This is a genomic window from Aquabacterium sp., from assembly GCF_036279675.1.
Lineage (GTDB): Bacteria > Pseudomonadota > Gammaproteobacteria > Burkholderiales > Burkholderiaceae_C > Aquabacterium.
Genome location: NZ_DASUIS010000100.1, coordinates 1 through 11,910 on the forward strand (window position 1 = coordinate 1; position 11,910 = coordinate 11,910).

Annotated in this window: 6 protein-coding genes and 1 pseudogene; all 7 read left to right on the forward strand. The window is 65.7% G+C overall.

Annotated features, from left to right (window positions below; genetic code table 11):
- Nucleotides 1–174: 174 nt before the first annotated feature.
- Nucleotides 175–447 carry a PAAR domain-containing protein gene (locus VFW93_RS12245; RefSeq protein ID WP_329694274.1) on the forward strand — a complete coding sequence of 91 codons (273 nt, stop codon included), beginning with the start codon at nucleotides 175–177 and terminating at the stop codon, nucleotides 445–447.
- A gap of 7 nt (nucleotides 448–454) precedes the next feature.
- The gene (locus VFW93_RS12250; protein ID WP_329694275.1) at nucleotides 455–892 is read left to right on the forward strand and encodes a GPW/gp25 family protein; all 438 of its coding nucleotides are present in this window, start codon (nucleotides 455–457) and stop codon (nucleotides 890–892) included.
- 14 nt (nucleotides 893–906) lie between these two features.
- On the forward strand, nucleotides 907–4,011 hold the full coding sequence (locus VFW93_RS12255; RefSeq protein WP_329694276.1) for a hypothetical protein: 3,105 nt from the start codon (nucleotides 907–909) through the stop codon (nucleotides 4,009–4,011).
- The gene (locus VFW93_RS12260) at nucleotides 4,011–6,740 is read left to right on the forward strand and encodes a hypothetical protein (protein WP_329694277.1); all 2,730 of its coding nucleotides are present in this window, start codon (nucleotides 4,011–4,013) and stop codon (nucleotides 6,738–6,740) included. Before VFW93_RS12255 ends, VFW93_RS12260 begins: the two co-directional genes overlap by 1 nt.
- The gene (locus VFW93_RS12265) at nucleotides 6,733–9,489 is read left to right on the forward strand and encodes a hypothetical protein (protein WP_329694278.1); all 2,757 of its coding nucleotides are present in this window, start codon (nucleotides 6,733–6,735) and stop codon (nucleotides 9,487–9,489) included. Before VFW93_RS12260 ends, VFW93_RS12265 begins: the two co-directional genes overlap by 8 nt.
- A gap of 21 nt (nucleotides 9,490–9,510) precedes the next feature.
- Nucleotides 9,511–11,571 (forward strand): contractile injection system tape measure protein, encoded by a 2,061-nt coding sequence (locus tag VFW93_RS12270; protein ID WP_329694279.1) that lies wholly within the window; start codon nucleotides 9,511–9,513, stop codon nucleotides 11,569–11,571.
- Nucleotides 11,568–11,910: pseudogene (locus VFW93_RS12275) on the forward strand (hypothetical protein); the annotation flags it as partial. The gene VFW93_RS12270 and the pseudogene VFW93_RS12275, both read left to right, overlap by 4 nt.

Below are 11,910 nucleotides of genomic sequence, written 5' to 3' on the forward strand. Positions count from 1 at the left end.
GGCGAGTTCAAGACCAGCACCGATTTCAAGGTGGAAGCCGGTGCCCAGCTCAAGCTCAGCGGCAGCGCCGGGGCCGAGCTGCAAAGCGCGGCCACCACCAAGGTCGTGGGCTCGCTCGTGCAGATCAACTGAGCCACACCAGTATCCACACCCGCACACCCAGGACACCACACCATGCCCGCCGCCGCACGCGTCACCGACCTGAGCACCCACGGGGGATCCGTCCTCGGCCCGGGTGTGCCCACCGTGCTCATTGCGGGCATGCCCGCAGCGGTGCTGGGTGACATGCACAGCTGCGTGATCCCGCCACCTCACCCGCCTGTGACGCCCTTTGTGGCGGGCAGCGCCACGGTGCTGATTGGCGGCAAACCGGCGCTGCGTGTGGGCGACAGCAGTGCCTGCGGTGCTTCACCCGCTGTTGGGGCACCCACCGTGATCATTGGATGAAGCAGCCATGAGCGACGACATCACCCAATCCTTCCTCGGCCGCGGCTGGGCTTTTCCGCCGGCCTTTGGCCCCGGTGGCGCCAGCATGACGCAGGACGAAGCCGACATCGATGCCAGCCTGCGCATCCTGTTTGGCACCACGCCCGGCGAGCGCCCCCTGTTCCCGACCTATGGCCTGGACTTGAGCGAGCTGATGTTCGAGCCTTTGAGCACCACTTTGCGCAGCCTGCTGCTGGACCGCATCCGCACCGGCGTGCTGGTTCACGAGCCGCGCATCCGTGTGCTCAACCTCTTGATTGACGACAGCGAAGCGCTGGAGGGCGTGCTCAAGGTGCGCCTCGATTACGAGGTGCGCAGCACCAACTCGCGCTTCAACCTGGTCTACCCCTTCTACCTGGGTGACGCCAACGAGCAGCGCATGGCTGCGGCGCCCCGCACGGCTTGATCGCCCATACCGACATGGCCTCCATGCCTGAACTCAACCCGGCGCAGATGGCGGACCCTGGCACACGCCAGGCCGATCGCCTGAACCCGCATCTGGACGCGGCCCACGCGCCGCTGGATGACCGCGAGCCCGCTGACCTGGTGCTGGCCGCCGGCTTTCTGGCCGGGCGTTTGAACTACTTTGATGCCAGCAGCGCCCGGCCTGATGGCAACTGGCAGGATATCTTGCTGCAGTCCCTGTCTGGCGACACGGCAGACAGCTACCGGGCCCGCCTGGCCGCCTTGATGCGCACCACCGATGGCAGCGTGCCGCCGCATCTGGCCCTGTTGATGGCCTATGCGCAACTGGCTCGCCACCCCCGTGCGCAGCTCAACGACTTCACCCGCCAGCACCTGAACTTCCAGATGCAGACGGTGCTGGCTTTCGCGCCCAAGCCTGCGCAGCCAGATCATGCCCACGTGCTGCTGGAGTTGAAGAAAGGCGCGCCCAGTATTGAACTCCAGCCCGGCCAGTTGCTGTCGGCCGGCAAGGACAAACAGCAAAACGAGCTGTTGTACGACCCCGTTCGCCCCACCGTGCTCAACCATGCCAAGGTGGCCTCGCTGCGTGCCGTGACCCACGTGGGCCAGCGCCTGGTGTGCGCGCCCGTGGCCGATTCCGTCGATGGCGTGGGCGGCAAGCTGCCACCTGACAACCCGGTGTGGTCGCCCTTTGCGCAGGCCTTGGCCGATCGCCCTGCCATGCCGGCTGCCACCACGGGCTTTGCCCTGTCATCCGGGCTGTTGCGTCTGGCCGAGGGCACCCGCACGGTCACGCTCACGCTCTACCTTGAAGGCCTGCGGGCAATTCACACGGCCGAGGCCCTGGCTGCTTCGTTCGAGGTGCTGTTGACCGGCCCCAAGGGCTGGATCGGGCCTTACGCGCTCAAGCCCGTGTCGGCCACGGAGAACGGCCTGCGCAAGCTGCAGTTCACCCTGGCCGATGACCAGCCCGCCGTGGTCGACATCACGGCCTTGCACGGCCAGCCCTTCGAGCCCGGCCTGCCCGTGGCCCAGTTGCTGCTCAAGGCCGACGGCCCTTTGGCGCACGATGACCTGGCCGCCTTGAGCCTGGATCAGATCAAGCTGGCCGTGAGTGTGCAGGGCATGCGCAAGCTGGTGTTGGAAAGCGAACTGGGCCTGCTGGATGCCAAGAAGCCTTTCCTGCCTTTCGGGGCGCAGCCGTCCGAGGGCTCGCGCTTCTTTGTGGGCTGTGAAGAGGCGCTGGGCAAGTCGCTGACCAACCTGTCGATCCAGATGGTATGGCAAGGGGCGCCCACCACACAGGCCGAGATCACCACGCGCTACAGCGGCTACACCAACGCCAGCAAGCTGGGCAGCGGTGTGTCCGTGCAAGCCGATTGGGCTGATGCCCGTGCCGAGCACAAGCAGGCGGTTCAGCTCATGTTGCCGGCGCCTGTTGCGGGCAGCATCCTGACGCTGGAGAAAGCCAACCTCAAGGTGCGCAAGGTGGACCGGCCCGTCGCGCATGCCTTGCGCCAGTCCGGCACGGCCGTGGGGCGTTTCCTGGCGAAGCTCGAAGAGCGCCTGCATCACAAGCGATCAGATGAGAAGCCCGTGCCCGCCACCGTGCGCCCCGGTTTCATCACCCTGAGCCTGATGACGGACCTGCTGCACAACGACTACCGCACCGATGCCGTCACCAACCTGCTGCTGACCAAGCCCGTGGTCATCAAGGAGCCCTACACGCCCAAGCTCAAGGAGCTGACCTTGAGCTATGACGCCGAGTCGGGCCTCACGCCTCTTAACAAGGGCACCCAGGGCACCTTTGTGGCCTCCGATCTGGCCTTCTATCATGTGGATGTGTTCGGCGTGGCGCGTGAGCACCTGTGGCTCACGCAGCAGCGCAAGTGGGCTCGCCAGCGCAGTGTCACCCTGATGCCTCGCCACACAGCCGCAGGCGAGCTGTTCATCGGCCTCTCAGGCGTGCAGGCCGGCGAGCCGGTGAGCCTGTTGCTGCAGGTGCAGGAGGGCAGTGCCGATCCGCTGGCCCATGTGCAGGACGTGCGCTGGGCCGCCCTGGCCGACAACGCCTGGCATGCGCTCACGCCTGGGCCTGCTCTACCGCTGGACACAAGCAACAGCCTGCGCCGCAGCGGCATCGTGCAGATCGTGCTGCCGGATGCCGTCACCACCGACAACACGCGCCTGCCCGCTGGCCTGGTGTGGTTGCGTGCCGCCATTCCCGCTGAGCCACGTGCCGCCTGCAACCTGGTGGCCGTGCACTCCAATGCGGTGGAGGTGGCCTATGTCGAGCAGGGCCACGGTGCTGCCCACCTCGCCGATGGCCTGCCGGCCGGCAAGATCACGCGCTTCAAGAGCCCGTTGGCCGAGGTCAAGGCCTTGAGCCAGCCTTACGCCTCGTTCGATGGTGCCTTGAAGGAAGATGATGCTGCCCTGGCCCGCCGTGCCGCCGAGCGCCTGCGCCATCGTGGCCGGGCCATCACGGTGTGGGACCACGAGCGCCTCGTGCTCGAAGCCTTCCCCACGGTGGACCGTGTCAAGTGCATCCCCTACGCCAACAGCCAGTCGTGGCGCGCACCGGGTTGCGTGATGCTGGTGGTGGTGCCCAATCTGCGCCAGCGCAACACCATGGGCGCGATGGGTGTGCTTCAACCACGTGTCGATCTGGACACCCTGGCCCGCATCGAACAGTTCGTGCTGGCGCGCTCGGCCATGTGCCTGCAAGCCAGGCCCGCAGGTCAGACCTCGGCCGTGACCGTGCGCAACCCGCGCTACCAGCCGGTCAAGCTCAGCTTCAAGGTGCACATGCGCGATGGCTTTGCTTTCAGCTTCTACAAGGCCAGGCTCAACGAGGCCGTGGTGCAGACGCTCTCGCCCTGGGCCTTTGATGTGAGCCATCCGCTGAACTTCGGTGGCCGCGTGGTGCGCTCGGCCCTGGTGGACGCCATCGAGGCCTTGCCTTATGTGGACTACGTGACCGATGTGCGCCTGGCTCGTGAAGACCATCCCGGCGAAGACCAGAGCGAGCTCAGCCCGCAGGAGCCCGATGTGATCCTGGTGTCGGCCGCAGAACACCAGATCGAGGAGATTGCGTGATGGCCCCGCAAGCCAAGACCCTGCCGTCTCTCAAGCGCGAGGCGCTTCAGCCTGGCGAAGACCCGCGCGCCCTGTTCAACGAGGGCCTGGACTGGTTGCGCCAGCTGGCCGGTGCGCAATGGACGGACCACAACATCCACGACCCCGGCATCACCACGCTGGAGATGCTGAGCATGGCCCTGGCAGAACAAGGCTACCGGGCAGGCACACCCATTGAAGACTGGCTGGCCGAGCCGGTGGACCCGGCCACCGGTGCCCCACCTGCCCTGGCACGGCAGTTCTATGGCCCCCGCGCCAGCCTGCCCAATCGCCCGCTCACCACCCTGGACTGGCGCAAGCTGCTGATCGACCTGGACGGCGTCAAGAATGCCTGGGTGGCCCCGGTGCCTTTTGACATCCCTTTGTTCGCCGACCAGATCGCCCGCGAGCTGGTGTATGCCCCGCCCGTACATGGCCACAGCAAGCCGGTGGGCATCGATGGGCTCTACCAGGTGCGCATCGACTTCATGGACCACATCGGCACGCAGGCTGACAAGCAGACCGTGCTGGCCCGCGTGAAGAACGCCCTGGAAGCCAACCGCAATCTGTGTGAGGACTTTCTGGAGCCGCAGGAAGTGGCGGTGCAGTACTTCTCGCTGTGCGCCGAAATCGATCTGGACACGCAGGCCGACGTCACCGAGGCCGCGGCGCAGTTGCTCTTCGTGGCCGAGAACACCCTGGCCCCACAGGTGCCTTGCTACAGCCTGGCGCAGATGCGCGAACGACTGTCCCCCAGCGGTCAGCCCTACCGCATCGACGAGATCTTTGATGGCCCCCTGCTGGAAAACGGTTTCATCGACGAGCGAGATCTGCAGGCCTCCGAGCTGCCATCGTCCTTGCGCCTGTCTGACCTGATCGGCGAGCTGATGGATGTGCCCGGTGTGCGCGCGATTGCCACGATCACCGTCAACCCGCTGGACGCAGACGCCTTCCCGGTATCGGTGCCCAACCCCTGGCAGATCCCGGTGGCGGCCGGCCACATGCCCCGCCTGGCCTTGTACGCGAAGAAGCCGCAAGGCCGGCTGGTGCTGCGCAAGCGCGGCGTGCCCGTGTCCACCTGGAACATGGATGCCGTGCCCGCTGCCGTGATGGCCCGCCTCCATGCCCTGCGTGACGCGGAGCGCGCCGCTGTCGAGACCGATCGCGCCGATGTGCCCGCCGTGCCACAGGGCCGCTGGCGCGATCTGGCCGAGTACCGCAGCATCCAGCGTGATTTCCCCGTGATCTATGGCCTGGGCCCCACGGGCTTGCCACGCACCGCCGATGAGGCGCGCAAGGCTCACCAGTTGCAATGGCGCGCCTACCTCATGCTGTTCGACCAGCAGATGGCCAACGACATGGCGCAGATGAAGCGGGCGCGCGAGTTGCTGAGCGTGTGGCCGGAGGGTCTGGCGGTCGAAGCAGCGCGCTTGCGTGATGACGAAGCGCCCTTTCATGCGCTGACGGCCCAAGCCGTGCGCGATGACTTCATCCCTTCTGACAAGCTGTTCACCCAGGCCATGTCGGACACGCAGCTTGCCGACCTGATCGAGACCGAGGCCCAAGCCCTGGCTCGGCGCGATCGCCAGCTGGACCACCTGCTGGCCCGCATCGGCGAAGACTTCTCGGCCTACGCCTCGATCATGGCCTCGGTGTTTGACCACACGCAGCGCAAGGTGCTGGCCGACAAGTGCGAGTTCCTGGCCCAGGCACCGGCCCTCACAGCCAACCGCGCGGGTGCCTACAGGCAGTACCCCGACGAGCTCAACGGCATCTGGAACAGCGACAACATCAGCGGCATCGAGCAGCGCATTGCCTACCTGCTGGGCATCCAGGATGTGAGCCGCCGCAACCTGGCTACCGTCTCGTACGACGCCTACCCGCAGATCGACCAGACGCCCAACAACGAGTTTCGCTACCGCGTGGTGCATGGCGTGACGGACAAGATCCTGCTGTCGTCCACCACCTACTTCAAGACACCCGAAGAAGCGCGCCAGCAAATGATCAGCGCCATTGCCGCCGGCCAGGAGCTGGGCAATTACCGCTGGCACAAAGGCAAGGACGGGCAGGTTTACTTCCGCGTGGTGGACCCTGCAGATGGCAACAAGGTGCTGGGCCGCCGCAACGAAGGCTTCGACAGCGAAGAGGCAGCGCAAGTGGCGATGCAGGCACTGCGCGATTACCTGCAGCATCACTACAGCGGCGAAGGCCTGTATGTGCTGGAAGGCCTGCTGCTGCGCCCTCGCACCCAGGGCGATCCGCTCATGCCCATCTGCCTGGACAACGATTGCGACGAGTGCACCGACGTCGATCCCTATTCATGGCGGCTGTTCATCGTGCTGCCCGCTTATGCGGGGCGCTTCCAGGACATGCGCTTTCGCGAGTTCGCCGAGCGCGTGATCCGCGCTGAAGTGCCGGCGCACATCATGCCGCGCATCTGCTGGGTCAACAGCGACGACATGGCCCGCTTCGAAGGCGCCTTGCGCGACTGGATCCAGGTGCACGCGGGCGTGACACGCGCTGACCGCGACATCAAGCTGCGCACGCTCATCGAGGTGCTGTCCACCATCAAGAGCGTCTACCCGCAACGCACCCTGTACGACTGCGCTGCCGACGTGCCACCCAAAGAGCCTTTCGTTCTGGGCCGCACGGCGCTGGGCAGCATCGGCACCACCCATATTTCTGCACCCAAGGAGACGGACCATGGCTGATCCGATCAAGGTCCTTCAGTTGCTGGGCTCGACCCCGGCGAGCACCTACACGGTCTTCGAGCGCGATCAGGTGCTCACCCACGGCCAGCTCAACGAGCTGAGCCTCTACCTCAACCAGCAGGAACGCCTCACGCGCACCAACCTCGTTGGCGTGGGCGTGATCAGCGGGCTGGATCTGGCCGTGGAAGATGCCGCGGTCACCGTGGGCCCGGGCCTGGGCATCACCACCGATGGTGACCTGGTCATCCGCCCTGAGGCCGTGCGCTACACGCACAGCAAGCCGTACGACGACAAGCAGCCACAGTACGCGCCTTTCTTCCCGGACGGCAAGACCATCAACAAGATGGTGGAGCTGACCGACGAGGCCGACCCGCTGGGCACGCCCCTGCCCATACCGCTGGCCAAGCAGGACTGGGTCGTGGTGCTGCTGGTGGAAACCAGCGAGCTGGATCCCGACCTGTGCATCGGTGAGAACTGCGACAACCTGGGCCGCAAGGCCATGACGAAGATCCGCCTGCTGCTGGCCCTGAGCGACGATGCCAAGGCCCTGCGCGCGACCTTCCAGCCCGTGAGCGAACGGGCACGCAGCCTGCCTGACATGCTGGCCACGCGCCCCCAGCTCAACACGGCGATGAGCAACACCACGCTGTTCATGTCCCGCTACCGCGATGCCTGCAACGAGGTGCTCAACGCCCTGAACGAAGCGCTCAAGCAGTTCGGGCAGGACTTCGCACTCGAGCTGAAATCGCTGTTCGGCAGCAGTCCGATCGAGGCCTGGCAACTGCGCCTCAAGGAGATCTTCGGGCAGATCACCATCGGCAATGCCCAGTTGATCTACGGCTTCTTCAAGGACATGGTGGACACCTGGAACGCCATGGTCGACGCCTTGCTCGACACCACGGCCATTTTGCTGCCGGGTACCTCGGCCTTCCCCAAGCACCTGCTGCTGGGCAGCCTGCAGGACCCGACCGCCTTGCGCACGGCCTTCTTCCCATCCGTGGCCGATACCGGTGCCCGCGAGGCGGCAGCTCGCGCCGGCTTCCTGGTGCGCAAGCTCGAAGCACAGATGAAGTGCTTCTTCGTTCCGGAAGACACCGTGCTGCGCATCACGCCCAGCATGGGCGAAGAGGTGGCGCTGGAAGAGCGCGCCATCCCCTGGTATTACAGTCCCGATATCAGCACGCAGTGGAACTACCGGCTCAACAAGCGCCAGCAGTCCGAAACCAATCTGGGCTACCGTGCCAATGACTACGGTGGTTCGGTGCGGGCGCGCAACCCTCTGGTCAGTGCCATTGCCGGCTACGAGATGTTCCGCGTCGAAGGGCATCTGGGCGGCGATGTCCACAAGGTGCGCGAAGAACTCAAGGCCCAGGTGGCGCAGTACAACCTGCCCTTCAAGGTGCATGCGGTGCTGGCTCACAACCTCAAGAAGTTCATCCGCATCCGCCCCCAGATCCGCTACACCGATCTGCACCGTTTCCACTACCTGCTGCGCCAGGACGTGGCCGTTCGCCTGGATGAAGGCCAGCGCTTCACCTCGAAGTTCTCCGAGAACATGCAGGCGGCCGTGCAGCAAAAGACCATTCCCGATCAGCTGGAAAACGTGGTCTCCGTGACGCAGGTGGTGCAAACCGCGCGCAACAACATGGAAACGCTCAGTGCCAAGGCGCAGCCTGCGCTGGCCAAGACACGCTACACCGCCTACCGCGAAGAGACCCGTCAGACCGCCTGGGCCGACAAGCTGGGCGACCAGCTCCAGATGCTGGGCGATGTCCGCAGCAAGCTCGGTGAAGTGGCGCGCAATGACATCGTCTCGCCCATCGACTCGCTGATCCAGACCACGCATCCGATCTGGCTGAACTGGCTGGATGACCTCATCGTGGCGCGTGACGACCGCGAAGACGACAAGCTGCTGCTGTCGCGCTTCGTGGGCGATCACCCCTCGCTGGATCACCTCGGTGGAACCTGGCGTGGTGGCACCTTCGTGCTGCTGTACGACGACAACGGCAAGGTGGTGGGCGACTTCGCCTTGCCCTACACCTACGAAGAGGTGGACGAGCCCGAGCCCGACGAGCCCGTGTTGCAGCGGCCACCCCTGCTGCGTCCGCCCATCAAGGACATCACCCCGATCGGCATCGTGCGCCCCATCAAGCTGGATCTCGACAGCCTGGTCACCAGCCGGGTCGATTCCCGGTTCGCCGTCACCAGCGTCGATCTGGACAAGAAGATTGCGACGCTCAACACCACGGTGGATGCCCGCCTGAATCTGGCGACCTCCAATGTGGAAAGCCTGGTCAAGGGCGCCTTCAGCGTCAAGGAGGCCACGGGTGCCGTGGCGCTGGGTGGCGGCAAGCTGATGGCCACCGGCGACTCGCTGCTGGACGAACTGGCACAGGATGTGGACTACAAACGCCAGCGCGTGCAGAACCTGGCCGAGCTGGTTGGTCGCACCGATCTGTCTGCCGACCAACGCAGCAAGGCCCAGACCTTGTTGAGCAACGCCCAGGGTGAGCTGGGGGCCGCGGTGGGCGCCACGGCTGAACACGTGGTCACCACCAAGACCAACACGGCCACCGGCGGTGCGGCCAATGTGGCCGCCATGCTGGCGCAAAGCACCATGCTGGTCACCGACAGTGCGGCCTCCACCAAGCTCACGGCCAAGCTCGGTACGCTGGAGGTGGCCGCCACCGACCAGAACCAGAAGGTCCTGATCGGCGGCTTGAAGAACATCGGGGCCATTCGTGGCTGAGCGGGCAAGGTGAACTGAACCATGGCCGACCTCGCACACCGTATCCGCCGCTTGCGCTGGCAGGTCCGCACCCCTGGTGCAGACACCGCCATGGGCATGCGCACGATGCTGCGTGAGCTGATGCCGGATGTGGAGGCTGCCTTGCAGCAGGCGTTCGATGCGCATGGCCTGGGTGAGACCGTGCGCTATCTGGATCGGCTGGAGGTGCAGTTGCGCGTGCCTGCCGAGGCCTCGCCGCAAGCCCTGATGCAGGAACTGGGTTCAGCCCTTGCGCACGCTCTGCAGCAGGCGGCAGGCGAGATGCAGCCCTTGCCCCGGGGCAAGTCAACGGTTGGTGCGCCTGCGGGCGACCTCCTCGGCGCCACGCCATTGGGCGAGCGGGGTGCCTTGTTGTGCGCCTTGCTGGCCCTGGCACAACAGGCGCCCGATCGGCTGCTGCAAACTCTGAATCTGGCCTGGCGTGATCGCCAGCAGGGTTGGGCCGAGCTGATGCTCGACGGGCGTTTGTGGCGGGTGGACGAGGCCGCCTTGGCGCATTGGCAGCGTTGGCTGGCCGGTGCGTCGGGGGCGGTTGCGCTGGGACACCTGGATGATCCACGGGGAGTGGCAGAGCAGGGCAGAACGGGTGCCGGAGTTGAAGGCCTCGCCCCCGCGCAGCTGGATGCGGCAACTGCAAGAAACCGCTCGAATGAGTCTGACGATCACCCATATCGGCAGCCTCAGGTCGGGTCCGCATCCGATCCGGTTCAAGGCACGACGCCTGCAGCCAGCTTGCCCCATTTGCAAGCTCAGCTGATGCACTACCTGCGCACCGGTCAGATGGACTGGGCGCTGGCCGGTTTGCCTGCAGACCAGGCCAGGCGGCAATTGCGTGAGGCTGCCGCACTCTGGGTGGCGCTGGGCATGTGGCCTGATGCCTGGCCAGGCCAGACACCGTTGCCGGATCGCCTGGGCGCCTTGTGCCGTTGGTTGAGCCTTCTGGATGAATCGCAACGGCAGGTGGTGGCCGGGCGCCATGGCCCGAGTCAGCTTGATTCGGCTGCTGCTCAGGGGGATGGCGCAGGCGCGTCCGGGCTCACGGAGGCGGCGGCCATTCGCGCCAGCCTGATGGCCTTGATGCATGCGGTGAAGGGGGCGTCATCGGATCACTTGCACGCCCTGGCTCTCTGGCTGGATTGGCAGCAAGCGGGTGGCGAGGCCATGCCGGATGCCGTGCTGCAGGCTTGGGGGCAGGCCGCGCTGGCGTGGACGGCAGGGTGGGTCGATCAAGGGCCTGTTCATGACGCCTGGCTGGCGTGTCAGCGCCAGATCAGCGCCTTGTTGAAACAAGCAGGGGCCGCTGCCAGCGCGGCCACATCGGCATCGCATGAAGCGTTGATGTCGTCGGAACAGGGCGTTGGCTCCGTGGGCGAGCATGAATCAAGCAAGGCGCCGCGACATGTCGTTGAAGGCTCACCCCTGCGCGTGGCCACAGAAGCCGATCCCGCGCCAGTGGCCACGTCCACACTAAACACCGATCTCATTCGCCCAGCGGCCAGGCCCGTCCGCGAACCTGTCATCAGCCAGGGGCACCTCATCGCTCAGGCCGGGTTGGTGCTGCTGCATCCCTATCTGGCGCGTTGCTTTAACGTGCTGGGTCTGTACCCCACAGGTCAGCGTGGCCCGATCGCAGACGCCTTGTGGCCACGTGCCGCCGCGGTGCTGCACTGGCTGGCCATGGGTGATGCCGCTGAGGCGCTGGAGTGTGATCTGGGCCTGATCAAACTGCTGCTGGGGCGTGGCGAACATGAGCCGCTGAGCCACGGCCTGCCCACCTTGCTGCCGCATGAACGTGAGGAGGCCGCTGCGCTGCTGCAAGCCGTGCTGGGCCACTGGTCTGCGCTCAAGGGCACCAGTGTGGAGGGCTTGCGCCAGAGCTTCCTGCAGCGCTCCGGCTGGATCGAGCCATTGGACCGTGCCTGGCAGCTGCGCGTGCAACCTGCCGCCTTTGACATGCTGCTGGGTAGCCTGCCCTGGGGCCTGAGCATGGTGAAGCTGCCCTGGATGGACCGGCCGATGCATGTCGAATGGAGTGCGCCATGAAACGAGACCAGGCCATGCGCAACGTGGGCGCCTTGAGCGTTGAGGCCGCGCGCACGCTGGAAGCCGAGCTGGAATGGCTGGCCACTTGTCTTCAGCTTCGGCTTGCGCATTACTTTGGCAAGCCGCCTTCATCGCCCGCCTTGCCTCAAAGCCAGCCGGCGCCGGCCTTGCAGGACAAGGACTGCCCCTACAGCCGCACCGTGCGCCAGCTCGAGCTGGACGACACCGAACGCCTGCTGCTGATCCTGGCCGTGGCGCACCAGTTGCGCCCGCAGTTGCTGGATGTGCTGAGCACGCGCAACGAGGTGACGCAGCGCGCCTACACGGAGTTTGGCCTGA